This window comes from Klebsiella sp. JB_Kp004 (assembly GCF_040065795.1).
Classification (GTDB): Bacteria; Pseudomonadota; Gammaproteobacteria; order Enterobacterales; family Enterobacteriaceae; genus Klebsiella; species Klebsiella quasipneumoniae.
Genome location: NZ_JBEAKW010000008.1, coordinates 60,005 through 85,437, shown reverse-complemented (window position 1 = coordinate 85,437; position 25,433 = coordinate 60,005). Strand labels below are relative to the sequence as shown.

Genomic DNA, 25,433 nt, shown 5'->3' with positions numbered 1-25,433 from the left:
GTTAAATGAAAATGAATAAACTCGTGTTGCTGATGGCATGCGCAATAGTATTGCCTGCGTTGTCGGCAGACAATGTCGATATCAAAGTCACAGGTCGTATTATCGCAGCGCCCTGCGTCTTTAACGGGGGGAGTGAAAATATGAATGTTGATCTAGGTAATATCCAGGCCACAAACATGTTCACCCCTGGGTCATCTTCCGATCCGGTTACCTTTAATCTCCTGTTTACCCGCTGTCCGCCGGGTACGCTAAGCGTGACAACCCGTTTTAGCGGAACGCCTGACCCGGAAGCGGGCATGAATTATTACCAAAACAGTGGCACGGCAACCCGTGTGGCCATTGCGATGTCTGACGCTACTACAGGTTTGTTGATGGGCAGCGGATCCAGCATCACGCAAAATATTGCCGCAGACAGAACGGCGACGATTCCGATGAGCGCCATGGTGACCTCAGTGGCGGGAAGGCCGACGCCAGGTTCCATTCATGCCGTTGTCCTTTTGACAATGCAATATAACTGACGGGTTGCTGGCTATAGCGGGTCATAGGCGCGTGAGTCGTCATCCCCTTCAGGAAGCTAACAGGGTAAAAAAGCTGCGTCTATTATTCCCCCAATGCAGCTGCGCTTAATAATTATGTTTCGGTATAGTAAATGGTTAACATTGTAATAAAAGAGTGGGATATCCTCTTTAGGCGTGGACTGACCTTTTTTTTTAATGATTTCTTTTCTCAGCACAACACTAAAGTTAGTTTCATTTTTAACTTTACCTCAGAAAGCGTGAAGGTAGCGGACGTTATTGTGCTGGCATTATGTCCAGGAGAATGTTTTATTTGCCGCCCTGAACTGCGGAGTCGAAAAAAAAGCATTGTGATTGGTATTGTTGATGATGACATGCGTGTCTCAGCGCTACCCTCTTGCATTCAGGATATTATCTTTCTCTCTCGCCGACATTCCGTGACGCAGTTACGTACAGCAATGCATACCGCCTGGCACCGGCTGCAGCAGACAAATTATCGGCACTCAACCGGGTCATGTTGTGATTGCCAGCTTACCAAACTGTCGCCACAGCAAATCCGCATCATGAGCTATTTAAATGAGGGAATGTCAGTCATGCAAATTGCCGAAGAACTGATGGTGAGTGAGAAAACGGTCTATACGCATAAATATATGGTGATGAGGAAATTTAACTTACATAGCGATTATGAGTTAATGCTCCTGCTCAATAAGCTGACAATAAATAACGACTGGCCCAAGGGCTTTATAAATGTAAATTAATGATAGCTGGCAAGTCACAGAAACAGACTGCCGGGCGTCTTCCCAGCGCCACTTACCAGCGCCCCCGGGTCTCAAAAAAAGACCCGAGGGATCGTGGATAACCAGCGCTCAGGATATACAGGCGAATTAATCAAACTGATTCAGGATAAACGCCACACCCACCGTACAAAGGCGGTGATGCCCCTTTACGAGGGCACAAAAAATCATTTGTACATCCCTCCCCGCGCTCACTGAACGGTAAAGACATCAGCCCATTAGAATTGATAACTATAGTTTACATTAGCAAACCATAAATATGGGTGGTTGTAGCTACCGCTATAGATAGCAGGCGACTGAACGTGAGACGATTGCATATGCAAGTAGGAGACGGCGACGCCAATATTACTCTGCGGTGTAATCTGGTACTGGGCGCCTGTAGCAAAACGCCATTCATCACCCGTCGGTAAGGTCAGCGCTACGTTACTCTGCGAATCGTATACCGTGCTGTCAAAGGCAACACCAGCGTTGAGACGCCATTGTTCAGTAGGACGATACTGCACGCCTAATGCCGTATGCCAGGAATCCTTCAGACGGCTATTTTTATCCAGTTCCTGCCCCACCACCGCAATTTGTGGGGCGCCAAACTGGCTCCAGTCCTGCCAACCGAGATCGCCCATCACCGACCATTGTTTATTGATATCATGCACCAGGCTCAGCATAATTTGCTGAGGCGCGCGTACCTGCGCTGAGACAGGAAGCTCGTACTCAACGTTGGCTAAATTCGGCAAGCGCGCCTTACCATCAATATCAAAATCGTATTCTGTCTTACTCGTCCATGCTATACCAAGCCGGGTCTGTTCCGTCAGCTGCATCAGCAAGCCAAGACGATACCCTAACGCCCAGTCGTGATCCTTCTGCGTTTCATCAGTATTATCGACGTTACGTGTTAATGACAGGAAGCCATAGTTGATGTTTACAGAGCCGCCCACAGACACTCTATCGCTTAATTTGTAAGCGATTGAAGGGCTGAGTGTCATCGCCACCATGGTGCTTTTCTTGATTAATCTGTCCCCAGCCCACTGACCAAAGTCAATCCCCAGGCCGTAGTTGCCGTAAATGCCGAGGCCAGCATAGAGATCATCATTGATTTTTTGCGCATAGAATGCGCTGGCATTAGGGAAGAAGCGCATAATATCCCCAGGGCTCTTACGTCCGGCGTCATCGTTAAGTGAATAAGATACATCACCGTCCATCGCCTGAACTCCCCCGGTAAACATATGGTCAGGCAAACGAGTCATCCCGGCCGGGTTGGTGACAATCGTTGATGCATCCTGAGCGCGAGCAGCCTGCCCTGCGCCTGCCAGTGCCGTATCTTCTGTGCCAATTTCGTAGAAGTAGAGTGCGCTCGCCTGCGTGGTCTGCGAAATAAGGAGCCCAAAACATACCAGTATCAATTTTTTTTTCATGTGCTATCTGCCAATTTATATTACAAAATGTCCCTCTCTGTCAGGAAGGACGGAAATAAGTTACGCACTCACATTTTTACTGCCATCAGGAGGAACCGCCGGGGCTGAATACCAGTTTTCTTTGGCAACAGTGACTGAACCCTCGGGTTGCATAACATAATTCGGGGACATAATCTGTACGTTGAATTCGTTAAATACATCCTGAATATGGCTATAAAGTTCATTGCGTGCTGCGGCTAATGATTGCCCTGCTTTCAGTTGTACCTGTAATTCGTAGGCGATATACCAGTCCATCAAACTGAGCTGGCGTACCAGCGGTGGTTGAGCCGGATCGACTGAGCTTGCCCGTTTGGCGGCGAGCTCTAGCATGGCATGAACCTGTCGCCAGGGTGTGTCATAACCAATCGTCACGCTGATGGTCAGGTTGATGCCACCACCGTGAGCATGTGCGCTCAAATTGGTGATTTTTCCACTCACAACCACCGCATTAGGCACCGTGACCACGTAATTTTCTCGGGTAATGATCTTGGTGGCCAACATACCAATTTCACTCACCAGCCCTTCGTTATCGGCCACGCGTATCACATCGCCTTTGCGCAGCGCGCGGGAATAAATCAGTACAAGACCACTCATGGCGTGGTTCATCACCCCGGCGGAACCTAACGTCAACATCAGACCAAAGAAGACGCTGATCCCTTTAAACGCGAGCGAGTTAGCGCCAGGCAAAAAGGGGTACGCTGCTGACAGCGCAAACAGCCATACCACCACAGCGATCAGTTTACGAGTCGCCCCGACCGTTTCCGGATGAATGCCAGGAAGTTGCAAACGTCCTGCTGCCACCTGATTGAGAACCACTTTAAGCAGTTTCAAAATCACAGCGGTTAGCATAAAAATAATCAGCACGATCATCAGGCCCGGCAAGGCAGATACCACAGCAAGCGCTATGCCCTGAAAAGCGCGCACAGACCAATCGCCCAGTGAGGCTCCCCATACGCGTGTCCATGGGAACAGGCTTAATACCCAGCTCAGCCAGACATACAGTGCTATGACGCCCAGCAAGATCATGAATGTGGCATAAAGTCGCGCTTCGATAGCACCGATAAAGCGTCGCCAGCTTTGGGGGATCCAGCTACGATTCTCGATGATACGTCGCCGAAATAGATGTTTTACCCTGCGCCATGAGCGATATGCACCGTACCAAAGCGCGACTAGCCCAAGCAGACCTCCAACGGCTTTTATGGCGGAAAGCATCAGCCAGCTGCGGTTATACTGGTCGCGCAGAGCGGTTCTCTGCGCCTCCATACGCGCCATAACCCGCTGCGCGGCCTGATCGAGCGTGAGGTCATCCCCTTCGTCAAGATCACCTTCGGTAAGCAGCATAACTGGCTTACCGTTCATCACGATGAGTTTTCCAGGCTGGTTATAACGGGTAACAGACACCAGTTTGAGAGGTTGGCGAACATCCTCCTCAGTGAAATTCCGCAGCGTATTTCTAATTCGCAATACCCGCTCTTCCGGCGTGGTAAGTCCAAATTTAGCCTGCAGCATGACTATCGGCTGATGAAAGATATATACCGTACGGGCACGCTCTTGCGGCGTCGCCTCCTGTCGTGGCTCTGCGGCATGCGAAATGAAACTTGTTATCGTGAACAAGCTCGCCAGCCAAATGAACAGAATTTGCTTCATTTCCACCCTCAACCCACGAAACATTGTTGTTATTGTTCTGAAAAGTTTTGAACTATTTCTCTTTAACAATTGAGCATAGACTAGCCGTTCGCTTCTGCAATACGCACCAGAAGATATTGTTCGCCTATCTTATATCTCTCCCCCCGCCGACTAACGGATACAACCGACTATTTCGAAGTTGAAAGTGAGTTCACATCAATATTGATCAAAGGATAACATTTTTCACCAGTAATGCATAATTCGTAGTCTATAAAATAATACGATTGGTTAATCGATTCAGCATGAATACACTAAACTTTTGCATGAGAATAAGTTAAAGGGATATTCGGATTTTCCTTCCATTTATTTGGCACAACGATGAAACTGATGCTTCGTAACTGACGCGGGATGCCGCAGCGACGCTAATTTATTAATAAACAACATTTACTTTTATATAGTCGCGCTTTTGAATTAATCTGGTATTCCGATGTGTGACAGAGAATTCACTATAACCGCTAGTAATATTTCATTGACGATACTTGATTTTTTCGTCAAACCTATTAATTTTATTACTAAAATTAATGTAAGCGTTTTTACCCGTCTATACTCAACTTGCCATCATAAAGACTGGAGTGTCCCTAATGCAAAAAAGTGTCCCTTTTAGAAGGACCGTGATTGCCAGCATGCTGACGTTAGCGGCTGGCGTGGTTTCCACAGTCCATGCAGCACCCGCAACGACTGCCGCAGAAAATGCCCCGAAACAAGATCCCGCTAAACCAAATATTGTGGTAATTTTTGGCGATGATATCGGCTACTGGAACCTGAGTACCTACAACCAGGGCATGATGGGATATAAAACCCCAAATATCGACAGTATTGCTGCCGAAGGCGCCAAGTTCACCTCCTATTACGCTGAGCAAAGCTCTACCGCAGGACGCTCATCGTTTATTACCGGCCAGATGCCTTTCCGCACCGGGATGAGTAAAGTCGGAATGCCGGGCGCACCTCAGGGTCTGCAAAAAGAAGATCCAACCATTGCGAACATCCTTAAGCAGCTGGGCTACGCTACCGGTCAGTTTGGTAAAAACCACCTGGGCGATCGCGATGAATTCCTGCCGACCGCTCACGGCTTTGATGAATTCCTGGGTAACCTTTACCACCTGAATGCCGAAGAAGAGCCAGAAAACTCAGACTATCCGAAAGATCCTGCCTTCCGTAAGGAATTTGGTCCGCGCGGCGTAATTAAGAGTACCGCAGACGGCAAAATTGAAGATACGGGTCCATTAACGGTGAAGCGTATGGGCACCGTGGATGAAGAGACCCTGGCTGCGAATAATGACTTCATGGAGCGCCAGGTTAAGGCCAACAAACCGTTCTTTACCTGGTTCAATACCACCAGGATGCACAATAAAACCCACCTGAAAGATGCCAGCATTGGTGCAACGGGCCTTGGGACCTATGCCGATGGCATGGTTGAACACGATAAAATGATTGGCGAAGTGCTGAAGAAAATTAAAGATCTCGGCATTGAAGACAATACGATCGTCATTTATACCACTGACAACGGCCCCATGACCGCGACCTGGCCAGATGCCGGTATCACACCGTTCCGTGGCGAGAAGAATACGGGCTGGGAAGGCGGTTTCCGCGTCCCTGCGATGATCAAATGGCCAGGTCATATTAAACCAGGCACGCTAATTAATGATATTTTTGCCAGCTACGACTGGTTCCCTACCCTCATTGCCGCAGCGGGTAACCCTAATATCAAACAAGAGCTTTTAAAAGGTTATAAAACGCCATCTATTACTTATAAAGTTCATCTCGACGGCTATAACCAGCTCGACTTCCTGCAGGGCAAAGGTGAGGATCAGCGTAAAGAATTCTTCTACTGGAGCGATGACGGCGATCTGCTGGCTATGCGCTACGGACGCTGGAAAGCGCATTTCATGATTCAGGAGCATACCGGTCTTGATTTATGGCGTTATCCGTTCACCAAACTGCGTGCGCCAATGATCTTTGATCTCGAAGTTGACCCGCTGGAGAAAGGCAGCGACGGTATGGGATACAACTCCTGGTTCTACGATCGTATGTTCCTGATGGGCGGCGCGCAGAAGTACGCCAAAGAAATGTTGGCCACCTTTAAGGAGTTCCCACCACGTCAGAAGCCAGGTTCATTCACGATCTCTGATGCTTCGGCAATGCTGGAACAAGGCTCAAATATCAATAAATGATGAAAGCCTGCGGACAGACTGCCCCGGCAGTCTGTTCGTGCTTTGAAGAGCAGTCAATCTGCGCTTTGTTTGTTTTTCTGTTCAGGGGTCTGCTATATGAAGTACAGCACCACACTACCCGTTAAGGCGCTTCCGTCGGCGGAAAAATATGACGGCAAAGGGCCAGAATACAAGCGCCGCTTTCATGTCATGGCTAAACCAACCGGCTCAACCTGCAACCTCGATTGTTCCTACTGTTTTTACCTGCACAAAGAAGAGCTTCTGCATCAGGACAGGCATACCGGAATGAGTGACGAGGTGCTGGAGAATTTCATTCGCCAGTATATTGACGGCCAGGACGGTGACCAGGTGGTATTTTCCTGGCAAGGCGGCGAACCCACACTGATGGGGTTAGCGTTTTTCCAGAAGGTTGTGAAATTTCAGAAGCAGTACCAGAAGCCCGGACAGCGTGTCGAGAATGATTTACAAACCAATGGCGTGTTGTTAAACGATAAATGGGCTGAATTTCTAAAAGAACATCAATTTCTGGTGGGACTCTCGATTGATGGCCCACGAGAACTGCATGACCGCTATCGCGTGACCCGTAGCGGCAAACCGACATTTGACAAAGTGATGGCGGGCGTTGAGGCCCTGAAGCGTCACGGCGTCCCATTTAACGCGCTGGTAACGGTAAACCGGACCAACGCCCGCTTTCCGCTGGAAGTGTACCGCTTCGTCACCCGCGAACTGGGTGCGACCTATGTACAGTTTAATCCCTGCGTCGAACCTGTTGATTTCAAACAAACCGCGCCGCAATTCTGGCAGGATGACGCCATCCCGCTCACCGGTAGCCGCCGCGCGCGTCCCGGCGACCTCGACTCCATTGTTACCGACTGGTCGGTTGACCCGGAAGACTGGGGCACGTTTCTGATTGCCGTTTTTGAAGAGTGGGTGAATAACGACCTTGGCCGCGTGCAGGTCAATCTGTTTGAAACGGCGGTCGCCCAGACAATGGGAATGCCGGCGCAAATTTGCACCCACTCAGAATTCTGCGGAAAAGGGCTGGCGATTGAGAAAAATGGCGATATTTATTCCTGTGATCACTATGTCTACCCGGAATATCAGATCGGCAACATTGAGCATGCTCAGCTTTCGCATCTGGCTTTCTCCGAACGGCAGAAAGCGTTTGGCATGGGCAAGCGCGACACGCTGCCCAACTACTGTAAAGCCTGCCCTTATCTGAAGCTGTGCTGGGGCGAATGCCCGAAAAACCGCCTGGTGCGCGCACCGGACGGCGAGTTGGGACTGAATTATCTTTGCCCGGGCATTAAGGCCTTTTTCAACTATGCCGAGCCGATCCTGGTGGGCATCGCCACTTTAATTAAACGTGATTTTGCAGGGCTACGCCGATGATAAATCGAGAGAAGTTATTGCAGCTTGAGCAACGCATGAACGAACAGGTTCTCGGTCAGGAAGAACTGGTGCGCATGTTGATAGTCGCCCTGTTGTGCGACGGACACGTGTTGCTTGAAGGATTACCGGGCCTGGCGAAAACGCGCGCGGTACGCGAACTTGCCCGCCACGTTGAGGGGGATTACCGTCGTATTCAGTTCACGCCTGATCTTCTGCCCTCAGATATTACCGGCAGCGAAATTTATCAGCAAAACGCCACCCGTGAAGAGGATCAGTTCCGCTTCCGTCCCGGCCCGGTGTTCGGCAATATCATCCTCGCCGATGAAATCAACCGCGCCTCGGCCCGCGTGCAGTCCGCGCTGCTCGAAGCCATGGAAGAACGTCACGTCACCGTGGCGGGCAAAAGCTGGCCTTTACCCGGTGTTTTTATGGTTCTGGCCACGCAAAACCCAGTGGATCAGGAAGGTACCTGGCCTCTGCCGGAAGCCCAGCTGGACCGTTTTTTGATGAAGGTACTGGTGCACTATCCGTCAAAAGACAATGAACAGAAAGTGATGCAACTGGTGCGCGCCGAGCAGCAGAAAAAGTATCAACAACTGACGAGTGCCGCATCAGCACAGCCAGAACAGACCGATACGCTCATGCTGAGTCAGCAGGAAATCGCTGAATGCTGGCAGGCGATTTCCGCTATTCACGTCTCCCCGACCGTCGAAAATTATATCGTCAACCTGGTAGACTTAAGTCGTCATCCACAGTCGGTGAGCGATACGCTGGCCGGTTATCTGACGTTTGGCATCAGTCCTCGCGGCACGCTGGCCCTGGAGCGCTGCGGGCGAGCGCAGGCCTGGCTGGAAGGCCGGGACGCGGTGCTGCCCGAAGACATTAAAAAGATCGCCCCAGCGGTATTACGTCATCGTCTGATGCTCAGCTACCAGGCCAGCGCGGATAACTGCACGCCGGACGATGCCGTGCGGATGCTGCTTGATGCCGTGGTGGCATAATGAGTAGCGCCGTTCGCATTGACCGGGAAACGCTGCTGAAGCTCGCCGCAGAGGCGCGAGCCATCGCCAATCCGCCAGGGCAGATCCCGCCTGGCGCGCTTGGGGGTGAACGTACATCACGCCAGCAGGGCCGCGGGCTGAACTTTGACAGCCTGCGTCGTTATCAGCCCGGCGACGACGTCCGGCTGATTGACTGGCAGGCTACTGCCCGCATGCGTACGCCGTGGATCCGACTTTATAACGAAGAAAAAGAGCGCCCCGTCTTTCTGCTGGTTGATCAACGACGGGATATGTTTTTTTCCACGCGCGTTCAGACAAAATCCGTCGCGGCAGCGAAAACTGCCGGATTGCTGGCGTGGCGCAGCTGGCACGACGGCGATCGTTTAGGCGGCATTGTCTTTGGCGATCGGGACTTTTCTCTGCGTAAATGCCGCGCGCCAAACGGTACGCTTCCCGCATTTCTCGACGATATTGTGCAGTACAACCACGCCGTGGCGGATACTTATCCGCGGGAAACGCCTGACCCACTTTCGCTGGCCACCATTCTGCGCCACTCTCTGCCGTTAATTCCAACCGGCTGCTGGGTCGCGTTAATCAGCGACCTTCACGATCTGGATAACGAGTGCGATGCGCTGCTGGCAGCCCTGCGCCGTCGAGGGGAAGTGAGTGCATTCGTGATCCTCGACGATCTGCATTTGCGCCTGCCTGCACACGGGCGGCTGGCCGCCCGGTATGAAGGGCAAGAGGCGGCCTTTTCGCTCTCGCCTGCGCTACAGGACGGCATCAAACAAAGCATCACGGCGCGACTCTCAGCCCAGGCGTCTCGTCTCACGCGACTTGGCGTGCAGGTGAAGCAGATTGTCGTCGCCGGGGATCTAGTCAGACAGCTTCAAAAAGAGGTATAGATGCTGGAGAAAGGATTTACGGTACCCGAACTGGCGGAACCGGTTCTTCCCGATTCACCGTCATGGTTTCCCCTACCGCCGGGATGGTTTGTACTGGGCGGTATCCTGCTCGCCCTGTTGCTCATTTATCTCATCATCCGCATCGCCAGATGGCGGCGAAACCTGTGGCGTCGCCAGGCGCTGGCGGCTCTCGCTCAACCGCAAACGGTAGACAGCTGGCTGCTGCTGATGAAACGTATTTTGCTGGTGCATCAGCCGCGGGAGCAAGTGAGCGGCGCGCTGGATCCTGCCCAATGGTTGCAAAACGTCCCGCTGGATGACGCGTTACGCCAGCAGCTGTGCGAACGCTTCTGTCAGCCAGAGAACCAGCTCAGTGATGGCGATACCGAACGGCTGCGTATGCAGCTTCGCTCCTGGCTTGAAGGATTACCCCATGTCTGACTTCTTCTCACGTCTGGCGTTCGCCTGGCCGTGGGCCTGGCTGCTACTGATCCTGCCGCTGGCAAGTCGCTTTGTGATGGCCAAAGAGCGCTCGTTGAAAGAGTATGTCCGGGTTCCTTTTTTGCCTGGGCTGATTAATGAACTCCAGCTTAACAACCAACCTGCACATGGCGGGAAGCAATCCACCTGGCTGTTCTGGCTGGTATGGTCGCTGTTGGTCTGCGCCCTCGCCCGCCCGGAATTACTTGCCCCGCCGCAGCATACTGAAAAACCGATGCGCGATATTATGCTGATTCTTGATGTTTCCGGCTCTATGGAGAAAAACGACGTCACGGGCGGTATCACCCGTCTGCAGGCGGTACAAAGCTCCGTTAAAAAATTCGTAGCGGCTCGTAAATCCGATCGTATCGGGCTGGTGATTTTTGCCAACAGCGCCTGGCCCTTCGCGCCCGTCAGTGAGGATAAACAGGCGCTGGAAACCCGTATCAATCAGCTTGCGCCTGGCATGGCGGGACAACAGACGGCGATTGGCGACGCGCTGGGCGTCACGGTGAAACTGCTGGATTCCAGCGGCGATACTGACGCCAGTAAATTAGCCATCCTTTTGACCGATGGTAACGACACCGCGTCACAACTGACCCCTCGCCTCGCCGCTCAGCTGGCGGCCCGTCATCACGTACAGGTTCACACCATCGCCTTTGGCGACGTGAACAGCGACGGCGATGACAAAGTGGATGTCGCTCTTTTACAGGATATAGCTCGCACCACCGGCGGGCGCGCCTGGACGGCAGAGAATAGCGGGGCTTCGCTGGATGCGGTCTGGCAAGAAATTGACGCGATTACGCCAGTGCAGGTAAAAAGCATCGGCTGGTCGTGGCGTATACCGCTTTTTGCCTGGCCGCTTGCCGCCGCACTGCTTCTGTTGCTGACCTTTAATCTGTATCGCGCGTTCAGGGAGAGAGCGGCATGAGTGATTTTCACTTTTTATACCCCTGGCGTTTGCTGCTGCTGATCCCGGCCATCGCGCTGTGGTGGTTACCCTCCGCCGGGCATAGCGCCTGGTCGCGCATCATGGACAAGCCGCTGGCGAAAGCGCTGATCGTCGGGCGGCAGCGCAAGCTCACCCGCGTACTGCCATGGCTGGCGATGCTTGGCCTCATCGCGCTGGCTGGCCCAAGCTGGCAGCGTCAGCTTCCCGCCGCGCTGACGACGGAAAGTAACGTGATGGTGATTTTGCAACAGGATACCGCCATGTTTGCCAGCGATCTGCCTCCCAGCCGCCATCAGAGGATGCAGACCAAAATCCTGTCCCTCATGGAGCGCATGCCGGGTACCCGATTTGGCCTGGTGGTGTATAACTCCGGTGCCTGGCTAACCACCCCGCTCACTGTCGATACGGCGTTTTATTCGCTATTCCTGCATGCGCAAACCCCCGCGTTATTACCGTCTGGCGAGGGTTCCGGACTTCAGCATGCCATCTCACTGGCCATGCATAATATGCCCACCGCCCCGCGCAGCATTATTCTGGTGGCGGATAACCTAAGTGCGGATGACGCCAGATGGCTAGGCACACAAAAGACACCGCTGCAGATCTGGGTGCCGGGAACCGCTCAGGGGGGCGCGCTGCCTGAAAAATATGCCGCCAGTGAAACCGATACGCGACTGAATGTTAAACGCTTCGAGCAGGTGCGAGACGAGGGGATCCCCGTCACGCTGGTGACCACCGATGATGACGATCTGCCCGTGATACAGAGCCATATTCAACAAAGTGTCACCGCGCAGAACAATGCCCGGAGTGATTTACACTGGCGTAACGATGGCTGGATGCTGGCGATACCTATGCTCGTCATGCTGTTTATCTGGCGACGCCAGCTCTTTTGCTGGATTTTAATCGCGCCGCTGCTGCTCTGGCAGCCATCCGGCCATGCCGCCTGGCTGGATGCCTGGATAAGCCCCGATGTGCAGGGTCAGCGTGCCTTTGCCGAGGGGGATTATGCCCGCGCGGCCCAGCATTATAGCGACCCGCTCCGGCAAGGTATTGCATGGTATCGGGCGGGCAATTACCCCGCCGCTACCGCCGCGTTCCGCCAGGCGCAACAAACCCCGGAAACCCTGCTCTGGACAGGCAATAGTTATGCCCAGCAAAAACAGTGGCAGCAGGCGCTAAACAGCTATGACCGGGCGTTAAGTCTGCGCCCGGACTGGAAGCTGGCCCAGGGGAACCGCGCCAAAATCGCCGCGATCATCATGCAACTGCGGCAAAAAGAACGCGAGAAAAAGTCGGCGCAAGGTGAAGAAGCCGATTACAAACCTGATGAAATTAAGCATGATTTGAAACCCGACGATGGCGTTGAACAAAAGGACATTCAGCCCATTGCTGGAGGGAATCCGCAGGTGAATCAGTGGTACGAAAATCTGACCGTTTCGCCTTCAGGGCTGCTGGAAAGTCTCTACCGGATTCAGTCAGGAGAAGGCCAATGAAACTTATCTGGTTAATTCTGGTGGCGGCGATTCCCTGTCAGGCAGCCATGACGGTCACGCGCGAGCTGGTCGCTCCCGAACACGTTGTCCCAGGCCAACCGGTGCGCGTGGCGGTGACGTTCTGGACGGATTCATGGTTTAATCCGCCGCCGCAGTGGCCCGGTTTCCCGGTTGAAAATGGCGATATCTCGAGCAAAGCCGAACCCAATCAGCTGCTGACCCGTCACGCCGAGGGAACCAGCTGGAGCGGCGTGCGCATGGAACGCCAGCTCACTGCCTGGGATGCAGGTAAGCTGCGTTTACCGGCTTTTGAAATGACGTTAACCGCCTCCGGACAGGCGCCCGTGACGGTCAAACTACCGGCGCTGGAAACGCAGGTTAACTGGCCGCAAGGAATTGAACAGCCAGACCGTTTCCTGCCCGCTTCAGGTCTCTCGCTCAGCCAGAAGGTCAATATTTACCGTAGTGGTAAAGATAAAACGCTGCGTGCCGGCGACGTTATTGAACGCGTCGTCACCGTCCGAGCCACGGAGGTGATGCCCGCCCAAATCCCACCGCTGCTCTATGCTATCAGCGGCACCCATACCCAGCGTCTGCCGCCTGAAAATCGTCTGCTGACTTCGGGTCGGGGGGATCTTGAAGGCGCGGAACGCGTGGAAACGCTCCGCTATTTGCCTGTTGTTGCGGGGGAAGTCACGCTGCCGCCGATCAAATTGCGGTGGTGGGATACAACCCATCAGCAGTGGCAAACCGCTGAACTCCCCGGCAGCACCTACCGGATTGCCGCTTCGCGCTCGGCCGGTGCGGAATCTTCGTTAAAGGGCGATCGTGGCACGTTGACCCGGCAGAATGCGTTAATGCTCGCAGGCGGCCTCGCGTTACTCATGCTGATGTTTATTTTCCGCCGCACTTTACTGCGTAGCGCGCGTTACTTATCTCACCGTTGGCGCCGATTCTGGCAGCCACTTTCGCTACCGGGACAGACCCCGGATAACAGGAGTTCACGATGAAGCGTACGTTAATCGCTCTGACTTTATTCGCCCTCTGCGGCAACGCAGTGGCAGATCCACTCTCAGCATGGAACGATACGGCAGCCAAGCGCGCCATTGAAGAATGGGTGCAAGGTGCCACCAACCCAGACCGCTCAACGTTTATTCCGGCCGAAAAACGCTACGTCGTATTTGATAATGATGGCACCCTGTGGCCAGAAGCACCGCTGACGTTTCAGATCCGGTTCGTGCTGGATGAGATCAAACGTCTGGCCCCGCAACACCAGGAGTGGTCTAGCGACGCGTTGGTGCAGGCCGTGTTGAAAGACGATATCAAAACTGTCGCCGCTTCCGGCGAAAAAGGGCTTATTCATCTTTTATCGCTGACGCACAGCGGCATGACGACTGATGACTTTAATCAGCGCGTTGCTAACTGGGTTTCATCGCATAAGGACCCGCGTTTTGGCTGCCAGTACGATCGGATGGGATATCAGCCGATGCGTCAGCTTCTGGAATATCTGCGGGCTAACGGTTTCAAAACCTGGATTGTCTCCGGCGGCGGTATCGATTTTATGCGCGTACTGTCGCAAAAGATGTACGGTATTCCACCTGAACAAGTGATCGGGTCGTTTTCGCTTGGCGAATTCGCGTTATCTGATGAAGGGACAAAAATTACCAAGACAATGTCGGGGGCCTTCAATGACGATGCAGCCAATAAACCCGTGGCGATCCACCTTTTCATGGGCCAGCGCCCTGTCGCGGCATTTGGCAATAGCGATGGCGATCTCGCCATGCTGCAGTACACCGCCGCCAATCCTGACGTCAAATCCTTTGGCCTTCTGGTGCATCATACGGATCCCGTGCGTGAATATGCCTATGATAGTCATCCTCCAGCCAGCGGAAAGCTGGTTGATGGATTAACGCAGGCAAAAGCGCATGGCTGGACCGTCGTTGATATGAAGCAAGACTGGAAAACGGTGTTTGATCCGGCACAGTGTGTGACCCAGCCGGGATCGTAGAGCCTGTACCTCAAGATAGCTGAGCAAAGCGCAAAAACAGGGGCAAAGGCCCCTGTTTTATTACCGGCGGCTCATCGCCAGCTTCGCCGCAAAAAGCAGAAACAGGCAGCCGGTCGTTCGATCCATCCATTTCACTACCGCCGTTTTTTTCAGGATACCGGCGGCATAGCGAGTGGCGGTGATCAGGGTTAACGACCACAGCGTACCAATCAATACATGGATAGTAACCAGGAGAAAGGTCCATGTGATGGGGGAATGCCCCGCCGGGATAAACTGAGGTAAAAACGAAACGTAGAAGACGCCCATTTTGGGATTAAGCACATTTTCCAACATCCCACGCAGAAACCAGTTACTCGTGGCGGTTGCCGCTGCCGGATTGCTGTTAAATTGCTGGCGCGGACGCAGAAGCAGCTGGATGCCCAGCCAACAAAGGTAGCCCGCGCCGCACCATTTCAATAAGGTATAAGCCAGCTCAGAAACCGCCAGCAGCGCGCCCAAACCAAAGGCCACCAGCGCCCCCCAGATAAAGCACCCGAGATCGATACCTAACGCGGCATGCAAGGCTTTGCGCCCGCCTTCAGCAGTCGCCGTGCGCAGTATAAGCGCGGTATCCAGACCTGGCGTCAGGGTAAGCAGAGTGGCAGCAAGGGTGTAAGCCAGAAGTGAATCAGTGACGAGCATTTCCTGTCTCCGAAAGAGACAAGGCTACTGAAGTGTTCACATTTTTGCAACAAGAATGATGAGCCATTCAAGGTGAATGGCGTTCCGCCTGGATAACGGGAAGTACCCCACATGAAGCTCTCTATCTGACACATACAACAACCGGACCTGTTGCAACGAACGGAGCCGGTTTAATTCTGTCAGAGCGGAGAAGGCAACTTAACTGATGCTTGCCCTTTTAGCATTTAAAATTCTGTTCGCGCCATCGACAAACCCTTCACCACCTGGAAATTGACTTATCCAGCGAGGCAATGATGGTATAACTTGCGCTATGTCATTGATCGTGTTCATTCCCAACGTTTTGCTGTAGTAACTGAACATAGGTGCATCATTGAGCGAATCACCACTGTAGAAAACCGATGCTTGTTCATCAGATTCTTCCAGTGCATAAAACTGCTTTAACACCTTTCTGCTCATGACGAGTTTGTCATATCCCCCTAACCACCCCAGTACCCATAAATTATTAATGGTATAGCTGCACTTATTTTCCACTAATTCGTCAATAAGTTGTTTGGTCTGCTCATGATTTTTGGGAAGTTTGAAAGCAATACTCGTCAGGCGAAAATCCTGATCGTCAGAAACCTCAACCCAGGGGTATTTCTGGCGAATCTTGATAAGAATATGGCTGATGTTTTTTCGATTAAGAAGATAGTTGTCTTCATGCCAGAAATACCTGTTAATACCCTCACCGACGTTATTTCTGATAAGAAATAATCCTCCATTTTCAGCGATGACCCCATCAACAGGCCACATTCTCGCCATCTGATCGGCCCACCCGGCAGAGGCCGCCGTTACCGGAATAACCTTAATGCCCGCATGTTGTAGCATTTCCAGACTCTGATAGGTTCTGGCCTGCAGTCTGCCCTTATAGGTCAGCGTTTCATCCATATCAGTTAAAACAAAACGAATATTCCGTAGCTCTTCATTCTTAGCGCTATCAATTAAATTCATAATCCCTCCATACTGGTGATATTAATGGCTTTCTTGATAAACGTTAATATCAATTTAGCATTTGATATTCACTATTAATTCGAGTGATTAAACCTTCTCACTGCACGAAGAAAGTCCGCCAGGGCATTATCTGTCCGAGGATAAATTTATTGCTCCGTACATTCAGCAGGAACACTTCGAGGCCCTTCTCCATCAACGATCTGCGCAATCGGCCCCCCCTGCTTATCGCTTCAATTCGTCCTGCCACAGCGGGGATGACGCCAGTTGATGGCATAGCGTGTCGATAAATACCCGGGTCTTGGCGGGAACCAGCGAGCCGGGCGGCATCAGGGCATAAACGCTGACCTTCGCCGCGCTACGCCAGTCGGGCAGCACGCGGACCAGTTCTCCGCGCTGCACCGCCTGGCTAACCATCCACCCCGGCAGCAGTGCGATCCCGGTTGCCCGAATGACCGCCGTCAGCAGCGCTTCACTGATATTGGTGGTGAGGGGGCCGGCTGGCGTCACCTGGATATGCTCACGACCATTTTCGAGGATCCAGTAGGGCCAGTCCGGATGGTGGGTAAAGCCAAGGCACCGATGGGCTGCCAGTTGCTCAGGATGAGTCGGCTCACCGAAGCGTTGCAGATAGGCCGGCGAAGCAATCAGCTGACTTCTAAACGCCCCCAGCTCGCGCCCGGTTAAGGTACTGTCCCGCACGCTCCCCAGGCGAACCACCGCATCAAACCCTTCCGCGACAATATCGACCCGTCGATCGAGAAAATGGGCATCCAGGCGAATATCCGGATACGCCTGCAGGAAATCAGGAAACACCGGGGCAATCAGCTCCCGGCCAAAGGTCACCGGCAGCGAAACCCGCAACGTTCCCTGCGGGGTGGCAGCAAAGTCCCCCACCTCCCGGCTGGCGGCGCTGAGCTCATCCAGCGCCGCGCGGGCGCGCTGCAAAAACCAGGTTCCGGCTTCGGTAAGCGTTACGCTACGGGTAGTGCGCACCAGCAACCGGACGCCCAGTTTTTTCTCGAGGTGGCTAACCCGGCGGGAAATGACCGACGCATCCCGAGCCAGCCTGCGGCTGGCCCCGATAAAACTCCCTGTCTCGGCCACACAGACAAACGCCATCAGCTCTTCAAAATCATCGAACATGATTCCTGCACCCAGCACATTAATCATTTGCAAATAAGGCTGATTATCAGCGATCTGCCAGGGTATTAACATAGCGGCTCTGCAAACTACAGTGAGAGAAGCACATGAAAACGTTTTTGAGTATCGGGTCCGGTCCTGGGATGGGAATGGCGACGGCCTCACGATTTGCTGGTGAGGGATTCCGGGTGGTGCTGTCCTCACGCAATAAAAACTATGTGGCGGCGCAGGCCGACCAACTGAGAGCGGCTGGATTAGCCGCGGAAGGCCGCGTGGCGGACGCCAGCGATATCACCAGTATCGTGGAACTCATTCGCGAGGTAGAGGTGGAGACCGGCGGCGTGGATGTGCTGCACTTCAACGCCGCGGCCATGCATGACGGTAATCTGGAGACCCAGTCGGTGGCAGGCTTCATCCAGGATCTCACCACCAATATTGGCGCGGTATATGCCGCCATCAAAGCGGTCACTCCGCTGATGGCCGCGCGTGGAGAAGGCGCGATCCTGCTGACTGGCGGGATGTTTGCCACTCAGCCTCATCCGGAGTATCTGACGCTGAGCGTCGGCAAAGCCGGGCTGCTTAACCTGACGCATGGCCTTTTTCCGTTATTAAAAGCGCAGAATATTCATCTTTCCATCGTGACGGTGGGGGCGTACGTCACGCCGGGTTCCGCCGAAGCCCGGGAGATTGCCGAACTGTTCTGGCAGCAATACCGCCAGCCATCAGCGCAATGGACAGCGGAAGCGTTTTATCCCGCCCCACACCATCAGTAACCTTCCCCGGCCGTCGCTCGGCGTCCGGGAGGCATCGCCCGGACATGTGGAAAAGACATCATCCATCGCTTGCTTTCCCTGTCACCTCGGATCAGGATACGTCGATATTCATGGAGGCTATGTGATGAAATATTTTATCGGTATGGCGGTGACGTTATTGTTGAGCACGCCGGTGCTGGCGGCGGGCGAGCTTGAGATAAACCAGTCTCCTCTGACGCTGGTGCTGAGTGACCAGAATCAGGCACGGGTCTCTTCCTGTGCCGATTTCATTGCGCTGCGTAAAGCGGGAGAGACCGTCGATGCGCTGCCCGGACTTTCCGACCCGGATGGCCGTGCGGCGGAAGCGGCGTTATTCTCCTGCTGGCTACAGGCCTACACTATCGATCACACGTTATTCCCCTCTGCCGCGCCGAAACCGCCCCTGGCTGACGTGGTTCAGCACTTTCCTGCCAGCGCGGCGTTTATCGTCAGCGTTGACGAAAAGCAGGACGTCGCCAAAAACTTTGTGGGGAAAACCATCGCGGACTATACCCCGGACCTGAAAGCCAGGGACGATCGTCTGGAATCAGCGGCTAGCGCCAGCGGCTATGTGCTGGATGAATATTATGCGTTTACCGATAAGCAGGGGCATCAGCTCAACATTGTGGCTCTGGTGGGCTACGCCATCGGCGGTACGGCAAGCGTGAAAAGCTACTATCGCATTGATGACACGCACGCCCGCGTCTGGAGCGTCACCCGGCTCGATGAGAACAGCCCGCTATAAGCGAGGGTTCCCTCTGCGGCGCTACCGCAGAGGGTGTTCCGTTTACCTGGCCAGCCACTGGCGCCAGCCGCCCCAGGCGGTGATCTCGGTGGCCGCGCCCAGCCCCCCGGCTTCGCAGATAAAGCCTGTCACCCAGCGGCCGTCCGCCAGCTCAATCTGTCCCAGCCCCAGCGGCGCGGGGATGGCGGCCAGCAGCGACCCCACCTCAGCGCTGGGGATCGCCCAGACTTCCACCGCTATCGCGGCCCCCTCTGGTTCGTCACGCACCATCGCCGGGCGCTTGCCATCCGGGAGGGCATACAACCGATAGCGCGGCGCGCTGTGGGTCGCCTGCAGCAGCCGGCCGCCCCGCGCCAGCAATTGACCGTTCAGCGGCTGGCCGGTCAGGTGGGCGCCGCATACCGCCAGGGCCATCCGATCATGGCCCGCGGGGTGCGCAGGCGGCGGGCTCTCCAGCCGCGCGCCGCCTGCCAGCGGCAGCCGCTCCGCGCGCTGGAAGGCGTCGGCCAGGCTCAGCAAATACTGATCGGTAAAGGCCCGGCCGAACAGCGTGACGCCGGAGGGCAGTCCGTCGGGCATAAACCCGCACGGCACGCTCACCGCCGCATAGTCCAGCAGGTTCATAAAGTTGGTGTAGTAGCCCAGGTCGGCGTTGCGGGCGATGGGCTCCGCCGCCAGCTCGTCCAGCGTTACCGGCCGCGGAAAGGTTGGCGTGAGCACGCAGTCCAGCGTCTCGAGGATGGCATCGCACTGCGCTTTATACTCCTGCAGCTGATACATCGCCTTAAAGGTCGCCGTCGCGTCGATATCAGGCGCTTTCGCCAGCACGTCGCGAATGACCGGCAGCACGGCGTCCGGCTGCTGCTCAATCAACGGGCCAGCCACCGCATAGCGTTCAGCGACCCACGGCCCGTCATACAGCAGGCGGGCGGCGGCGAGAAAAGGCGCAAAATCGATTGCCACGGCTTCCCCACCGAGCGCCGTCAGCCGCTGCACGGCCTGGGCGAACAGCGCTTCGCTGGCGCGGCAGCCGAGGAAGTTAAGCTCCTGCGGGACGCCAAAGCGAAACCCGGCGGACGGCCTGCCGAAGGCCTGACGACTGTTCCACTGGGGATTGCGGCGGCTGTAGCTATCCTGCGGATCGGCCCGGGCAACCAGCGCCAGCAGCTGGCTGGCCTCGTCGGCGGTGGCGCTGAAAAAGGTCACGCAGTCCAGCGTGCGGCAGGCCGGCACCACCCCGGCGGTGGAGATCACCCCTTTCGTCGCTTTCAGGCCCACCAGGTTATTCAGCCCGGCCGGGACGCGACCGCTGCCGGCGGTGTCGGTCCCCAGCGCGAAGCTGGCGACGCCCAGGGCTACCGCCAGCGCCGAGCCGGCGCTGGAGCCGCCGGAGGGATAAGCGGGATGGTACGCGTTGCGGCAGCGACCATACGGCGAACGGGTCCCGTTCAGGCCGGTGGCAAACTGATCGAGATTGGTTTTGCCCACCGGCACCGCCCCCAGGGCAATCAGCTGTGCGACAATGGTCGCGCTTTGCGTCGGCCGGTAAGCAAACGCCGGACAGGCGGCAGTGGTGACGATCTCCGCAAGGTCAATATTATCTTTGATGGCGAACGGCACCCCGTACAGAGGGAGCGTGTCTGGCGAATGGCCTTCCAGCGCCGCCAGAAACGGCGCCTGCTCCGCTTCGCTCAGGAGATGGATAAACAGATTAAACTCGGGATCCAGCGCTTGCGCCCGCTGGCGGATCCCCGCCAGCAGCGCGCGCGGGGTGGTGTGGCCGTTACGATAGTTCGCCGCCAGAGTCGCCAGGCGTAAATCAAACGTCTGCTGCATCATGCCTTCTCCTCAATAATCACTGCCACCCGCTGCCCGGCACGTACCGCGCTGCCTGGCTGCACATTGACCTGCTGAACCCTGCCATCGCACGGCGCCAGCAGCGGGATCTCCATTTTCATCGACTCAAGCACCACCAGCACATCGCCGGCGCGTACCTGGCTGCCGGCCGCGGTCTGTACCTGCCACAGATTACCGGATACCGGGCTTTCCACCCCCTGCTCCCCCGGCTGCAGCGGCGCATCGCCCGCCTCTTCTGTCGCGCTCTCCTGACTGTCGAAATGGGCCTGGCCGCTGGCGATCCAGCGCTCGCGCTCGTCGTTAAACGCCCGCTGCTGATGGTCGCGAAATGCGCTAATGCTCTGCGCCTCGCGAGAGAGAAACTGCTGGTACTCCGCCAGCCGCAGCGTGCTGTGCTCGATGCGCAGCGGGTAGCGTCCGAGCGGGAAATCGCGGCGAATAGCCAGCAGTTCTTCCGCCGAGACCGGATAGAAACGCAGTTGGTCGAAAAAGCGCAGCAGCCAGGGCTTGCCGGCAAAATCGGCCACCTCGTGATAGCGATTCCACATCTGCAGGGTGCGGCCGACAAACTGATAGCCGCCCGGACCTTCCATGCCGTAAACGCACAGATACGCTCCGCCGATGCCCACCGAGTTTTCCGCCGTCCAGGTTCGCGCCGGGTTGTATTTGGTGGTGACCAGCCGATGGCGCGGATCAAGGGGCGTGGCCACCGGCGCGCCGAGATAGACATCGCCGAGCCCCATCACCAGATAGCTGGCGTCAAACACCGTTTGCCACACCGCCTGCTCATCCGGGAGATCGTTTATCCGGCGAATAAACTCGAGGTTGCTTGGGCACCAGGGGGCGTCCGGGCGGACGGTGGTCATATATTTGTCGATCGCCTTGCGGCAGGCCGGATCGTCCCAGGAGAGCGGGAGATGCACCACCCGTGTTGGAACCTGCAGATCGTCGCTCATGCAGACCGTGGCCCACTCCCCGCGGACCCATGCCAGCAGCGTATCCAGCGCCAGCGTTTCCGGCTGGAAATGGAGCTGCAGAGAGCGGATCCCCGGCGTGATATCGATGATCCCGTCCCGGGATTGCCCCTCAAGGGCCTGCATCAGGGCATGGATGCGAAAGCGCAGCACCAGATCCAGCTCCGCCTCACCGGCCTCCAGCAGCAGGTGGGTATCGCCGGAGAGGCGCGCCACCAGGCGTTTGTCAGCGTCGCCGCAGGTCATCACCACCGGCGAGGTGAGCGGCACAGGCTGCCAGGCAACGTCCTGCGCCTGCAGGGTCGCCAGCTCTGCGCGACGGCCTGCCGCCAGCCGCCGGGCGGTGGGGACGTCAATCGCCACAAAGCGCACCTTATCCCCCGCCTTAAGCTGGCCCAGCTGCCAGAGATCGGCTTCGATCACCGTGACCGGGCAGACGAAGCCCCCGAGGCTTGGGCCGTCCGGCCCGAGGATCACCGGCATATCGCCGGTAAAATCCACCGCCCCCACCGCGTAGGGGTTGTCGTGAATATTCGACGGATGGAGCCCGGCTTCGCCGCCGCTGTCGCGGGCCCAGACCGGCTTGGGCCCGATCAGGCGCACGCCGGTGCGGCTGGAATTAAAATGCACTTCCCAGTCGGTGGCAAAAAAGGTCGCCATATACGCCGGGGCAAAGAACTCCGGCGCGCCGTGGGGGCCATAAATCACCCGCAGCGTTCGCACTTCCGCAAGCTCAGGGCGCAACTCTGCGGGAAGCGCCGCGCCTTCCATGGTCTCAGCCGGAGGCGCAAGATGCAGCACGTCGCCGGCGCGCAGCGCCCGTCCGCCGTGGCCGCCAAACTGACCGAGGGTAAAGGTGCTTTTACTGCCCAGGTAGTCCGGCACCTGAATGCCGCCGCGCAGGCAGAGATAGCTTCTGACGCCTGGCCCGCTTATCGCCCCCAGCCTGAGGGTCGCCCCCGCCGGAACAGAGAAGACGCCGTCCATCTCCTGGTCGATGCCGTCGAGCGTTACGGGCAGCGGCGCGCCGCAGACCACCGCCTGCACCGCGGTGTTAAATTTCAGCGTGGGTCCGCTAAGGGTGATCTCCAGCGCGGCGTCGCCCTCGGCATTGCCCAGCAGACGATTGCCCAGGCGCAGCGCCCGGTCATCCATCGGGCCTGAGGGCGGTACGCCCACCGCCCAGAACCCCAGACGTCCCGGGTAGTCCTGGACGCTGGTCTGGGTGCCGGCGCTGAGTACCTCCACGGTATCGGCCCGGTAGCGCAGTTGCTCCAGACAGCGGGTCCAGGGTTCCCCGGCGGTGAACGGCGCAAAGCGAAGGATCTGCTGCAGGTACTGGCGGTTTGTTTCGACGCCGTACAGGCGGGTCTCCGCCAGGGCCTGCGCCAGGCCGTCGATCGCCTCATCGCGGCTGGGGCGCCAGACGATAGCTTTCGCCAGCAGCGGGTCAAAAAACGGCGGCACTTCACAGCCGGCCTCGACCCAGCGGTCGATGCGCAGGGTAGCGCCGTCCGCCGGCGGAAACCAGACGTCGGTTAACAGTCCGGGCGAAGGCTGAAACTGACGGCCAGGATCTTCGGCGTAAATTCGCGCCTGAATGGCATGCCCCCGGGGCTGTAGCCCGGCGGACAGCTCGCTCAGCGGCGGTAAATCCCCTGCCGCCAGGGCGATCATCCAGCGCACCAGGTCCACGCCCCACACCTGCTCCGTGACGCCGTGCTCTACCTGCAGCCGGGTATTGACCTCGAGGAAATAGAAGCGCTGCGCCGCGCTGTCGTAGACAAACTCCACCGTCCCGGCGCTGCGGTAGTTCACCGCTTTTCCGAGGGCAATGGCCGCGCTACACAGCGCCTGCGCCATCCCGTCCGGCAGATTTGGCGCCGGCGTCTCTTCAATCACTTTCTGGTTACGCCGCTGCAGCGAGCAGTCGCGCACGCCGAGGGCGATAACCGCCCCCTTCCCGTCGCCGAAGATCTGCACCTCGAGATGCCGGGCGCGTTCGATATATTTTTCGAGAAACACCCCGGCGTCGCTGAAGTTGTTTTGCCCCAGCCGCTGCACCGTGGCAAACGCCTCGCTCAGTTCGCGGGCGTCGCGGCAGACGCGCATGCCAATCCCCCCGCCGCCCGCCGTGCTCTTGAGCATCACCGGGTAGCCCACCGCCTCTGCCGCCCGGCAGGCTTCTTCGCTGTCGGCCAGCAGGTCGCTGCCTTCCAGCAGCGGAACGCCCTCCGCTTTGGCCAGCGCGCGGGCGGTATGCTTCAGGCCGAAGGTTCGCAGCTGTTGCGGGGTCGGGCCAACAAACGCCAGTCCCGCCGCCTCACAGGCCTCGGCGAAGGCGGCGTTTTCCGACAGAAAGCCGTAGCCGGGGTGGATGGCGCGGGCGCCGCTCTGCCGCGCGGCGGCAATGATCTTCTCTACGACTAAATAGGTTTGCGCTGCCGGCCCCTCGCCAAGGCTCAGCGCCTCATCCGCTTCGCGGACGTGCAGACTGCTCAGGTCGGCTTCGGCGTAAACGGCGACGCCCTTCACCTGCATGGCGCGCAGGGTGCGCAGAATGCGGCAGGCAATCGCCCCGCGGTTGGCAATCAGTAAGGTATCAAACATAAGCGGAACTCACAGCGAAGCGGGTCGTCCCGCAACAATTCGTCTTCCCCTGAGGTCGTCCCCGGGAGAACCGGCGCTTAAAGGTGGCGCGTCGGCGTGTGGTTCAGGCGGTCGGCGCGAACGGCGAACAGCCGAAAGGCCAGCAAACGCCAGCGCTGCCAGCGGGTCAGTTCCATACCAGCACCTCGGCGGGGGTCGGGTTCCAGCCATTGCAGGGATTGTTGAGCTGCGGGCAGTTGGAGATCAACACCATGGCGTTACACTCCGCGCGCAGTTCCACGTATTTTCCCGCCGCCGAGATGCCATCCGCGAAGGTCAGACCGCCCTCCGGCGTCACCGGCACGTTCATAAAGAAGTTAATGTTGGCGCCGATATCGCGCTTATGCAGACGGCCATCATGCAGACAGGCGCAGAGGAAATTATCCCGGCAGCTGTGCATGTAGCGCTTGTCGAGGGCGTAGCGGACGGTGTTGCTCTCCTGGGCGCAGGCGCCGCCGAGGGTATCGTGCCGCCCGCAGGTATCGGCCACGATGGTCATCAGCGGACGGCCAAGGTTGGAATAGAGCACGCTGCCGGCGGTGAGGTAGGCGTTACCCTGGCGGCGCAGCGTGCGCTGCGCATCGTAGCGCTCGCGCGGGTTGTCGGCGTTGTAAAACAGGGTATCAATCGCCTGGTTGCCTTCGAGATCGAGCAGACGCAGGGTTTGCCCTTGTTTAACCTCGAACAGCCACGGCTCCCCGGCGGGGATCACATGGCGATAGACGGCCTCTTCCGGACGTCGGTGACTGGTGATAAGGGTCATA

The 25,433-nt window shown here is 56.6% G+C and carries 21 protein-coding genes; 13 read left to right on the top strand and 8 right to left on the bottom strand.

The window, feature by feature from the left end; translation table 11 throughout:
• The first annotated feature begins 5 nt into the window (after nucleotides 1-5).
• Together ABLX76_RS10695 and ABLX76_RS10690 are read left to right on the top strand one after the other, a co-directional pair.
• Nucleotides 6-518, top strand: a complete 513-nt coding sequence (locus ABLX76_RS10695) for a fimbrial protein (RefSeq protein ID WP_135721149.1) — start codon at nucleotides 6-8, stop codon at nucleotides 516-518.
• 131 nt (nucleotides 519-649) lie between these two features.
• Nucleotides 650-1,273: a LuxR family transcriptional regulator gene (locus ABLX76_RS10690; protein ID WP_135721148.1), complete on the top strand. Its 624-nt coding sequence runs from the start codon at nucleotides 650-652 to the stop codon at nucleotides 1,271-1,273.
• Nucleotides 1,274-1,527: 254 nt separating this feature from the next.
• Here the strand turns inward: ABLX76_RS10690 and ABLX76_RS10685 are convergent, their stop codons facing one another.
• Nucleotides 1,528-2,718 carry an outer membrane protein transport protein gene (locus ABLX76_RS10685; RefSeq protein WP_135721147.1) on the bottom strand — a complete coding sequence of 397 codons (1,191 nt, stop codon included), beginning with the start codon at nucleotides 2,716-2,718 and terminating at the stop codon, nucleotides 1,528-1,530.
• Nucleotides 2,719-2,778: 60 nt separating this feature from the next.
• A complete protein-coding gene (locus ABLX76_RS10680; protein ID WP_135721146.1) occupies nucleotides 2,779-4,404 on the bottom strand; it encodes a mechanosensitive ion channel domain-containing protein in 1,626 nt (541 codons plus the stop codon).
• Nucleotides 4,405-5,024: 620 nt separating this feature from the next.
• Here ABLX76_RS10680 and ABLX76_RS10675 point away from each other — a divergent pair.
• From ABLX76_RS10675 to ABLX76_RS10635, 9 genes are all read left to right on the top strand, one after another.
• Complete coding sequence (locus ABLX76_RS10675) at nucleotides 5,025-6,614, top strand: arylsulfatase (RefSeq protein WP_049014088.1); 1,590 nt, start codon at nucleotides 5,025-5,027, stop codon at nucleotides 6,612-6,614.
• Between the two features lie 96 nt (nucleotides 6,615-6,710).
• A complete protein-coding gene (locus ABLX76_RS10670) occupies nucleotides 6,711-8,006 on the top strand; it encodes an anaerobic sulfatase maturase (RefSeq protein ID WP_032452881.1) in 1,296 nt (431 codons plus the stop codon).
• The gene (locus tag ABLX76_RS10665) at nucleotides 8,003-9,007 is read left to right on the top strand and encodes a MoxR family ATPase (RefSeq protein ID WP_032452882.1); all 1,005 of its coding nucleotides are present in this window, start codon (nucleotides 8,003-8,005) and stop codon (nucleotides 9,005-9,007) included. Before ABLX76_RS10670 ends, ABLX76_RS10665 begins: the two co-directional genes overlap by 4 nt.
• Nucleotides 9,007-9,912, top strand: coding sequence for a DUF58 domain-containing protein (locus ABLX76_RS10660; RefSeq protein ID WP_348874493.1), 906 nt, complete (start codon nucleotides 9,007-9,009; stop codon nucleotides 9,910-9,912). Before ABLX76_RS10665 ends, ABLX76_RS10660 begins: the two co-directional genes overlap by 1 nt.
• The gene (locus ABLX76_RS10655; RefSeq protein WP_348874492.1) at nucleotides 9,913-10,353 is read left to right on the top strand and encodes a DUF4381 domain-containing protein; all 441 of its coding nucleotides are present in this window, start codon (nucleotides 9,913-9,915) and stop codon (nucleotides 10,351-10,353) included.
• Nucleotides 10,346-11,323, top strand: a complete 978-nt coding sequence (locus ABLX76_RS10650) for a VWA domain-containing protein (RefSeq protein ID WP_348874491.1) — start codon at nucleotides 10,346-10,348, stop codon at nucleotides 11,321-11,323. The genes ABLX76_RS10655 and ABLX76_RS10650 overlap by 8 nt, the downstream gene beginning before the upstream one ends.
• Entirely contained in the window at nucleotides 11,320-12,834 is a 1,515-nt protein-coding gene (locus ABLX76_RS10645) for a tetratricopeptide repeat protein (RefSeq protein WP_348874490.1), read from the top strand. The genes ABLX76_RS10650 and ABLX76_RS10645 overlap by 4 nt, the downstream gene beginning before the upstream one ends.
• Nucleotides 12,831-13,844 (top strand): oxygen tolerance domain protein, encoded by a 1,014-nt coding sequence (locus ABLX76_RS10640; RefSeq protein ID WP_289553480.1) that lies wholly within the window; start codon nucleotides 12,831-12,833, stop codon nucleotides 13,842-13,844. The genes ABLX76_RS10645 and ABLX76_RS10640 overlap by 4 nt, the downstream gene beginning before the upstream one ends.
• On the top strand, nucleotides 13,841-14,842 hold the full coding sequence (locus tag ABLX76_RS10635) for an HAD family hydrolase (RefSeq protein ID WP_241515984.1): 1,002 nt from the start codon (nucleotides 13,841-13,843) through the stop codon (nucleotides 14,840-14,842). The genes ABLX76_RS10640 and ABLX76_RS10635 overlap by 4 nt, the downstream gene beginning before the upstream one ends.
• A gap of 60 nt (nucleotides 14,843-14,902) precedes the next feature.
• On the opposite strand, the gene ABLX76_RS10630 is transcribed toward ABLX76_RS10635, so the two are convergent.
• From ABLX76_RS10630 to ABLX76_RS10620, 3 genes are all read right to left on the bottom strand, one after another.
• A complete protein-coding gene (locus tag ABLX76_RS10630; protein ID WP_348874489.1) occupies nucleotides 14,903-15,523 on the bottom strand; it encodes a LysE family translocator in 621 nt (206 codons plus the stop codon).
• Nucleotides 15,524-15,721: 198 nt separating this feature from the next.
• Nucleotides 15,722-16,513: an HAD-IIB family hydrolase gene (locus ABLX76_RS10625; RefSeq protein ID WP_023289727.1), complete on the bottom strand. Its 792-nt coding sequence runs from the start codon at nucleotides 16,511-16,513 to the stop codon at nucleotides 15,722-15,724.
• Nucleotides 16,514-16,735: 222 nt separating this feature from the next.
• Nucleotides 16,736-17,656 (bottom strand): LysR family transcriptional regulator, encoded by a 921-nt coding sequence (locus ABLX76_RS10620; RefSeq protein ID WP_110237704.1) that lies wholly within the window; start codon nucleotides 17,654-17,656, stop codon nucleotides 16,736-16,738.
• A gap of 104 nt (nucleotides 17,657-17,760) precedes the next feature.
• Between ABLX76_RS10620 and ABLX76_RS10615 the strand changes: the two genes are divergently transcribed.
• Nucleotides 17,761-18,426, top strand: a complete 666-nt coding sequence (locus tag ABLX76_RS10615) for an SDR family oxidoreductase (protein ID WP_110237705.1) — start codon at nucleotides 17,761-17,763, stop codon at nucleotides 18,424-18,426.
• A 124-nt stretch (nucleotides 18,427-18,550) separates the two neighbouring features.
• Nucleotides 18,551-19,189, top strand: coding sequence for a hypothetical protein (locus tag ABLX76_RS10610; RefSeq protein WP_110237706.1), 639 nt, complete (start codon nucleotides 18,551-18,553; stop codon nucleotides 19,187-19,189).
• 42 nt (nucleotides 19,190-19,231) lie between these two features.
• Here the strand turns inward: ABLX76_RS10610 and atzF are convergent, their stop codons facing one another.
• The 3 genes from atzF to ABLX76_RS10595 all read right to left on the bottom strand — a co-directional run bounded on the left by atzF (nucleotide 19,232) and on the right by ABLX76_RS10595 (nucleotide 25,432).
• A complete protein-coding gene (gene atzF / locus ABLX76_RS10605) occupies nucleotides 19,232-21,028 on the bottom strand; it encodes an allophanate hydrolase (protein ID WP_348874488.1) in 1,797 nt (598 codons plus the stop codon).
• Nucleotides 21,025-24,630 carry an urea carboxylase gene (gene uca, locus ABLX76_RS10600; protein ID WP_348874487.1) on the bottom strand — a complete coding sequence of 1,202 codons (3,606 nt, stop codon included), beginning with the start codon at nucleotides 24,628-24,630 and terminating at the stop codon, nucleotides 21,025-21,027. Before uca ends, atzF begins: the two co-directional genes overlap by 4 nt.
• A 166-nt stretch (nucleotides 24,631-24,796) precedes the next feature.
• Entirely contained in the window at nucleotides 24,797-25,432 is a 636-nt protein-coding gene (locus ABLX76_RS10595; RefSeq protein ID WP_023289733.1) for an urea amidolyase associated protein UAAP2, read from the bottom strand.
• Between the last annotated feature and the right edge of the window lies 1 nt (nucleotide 25,433).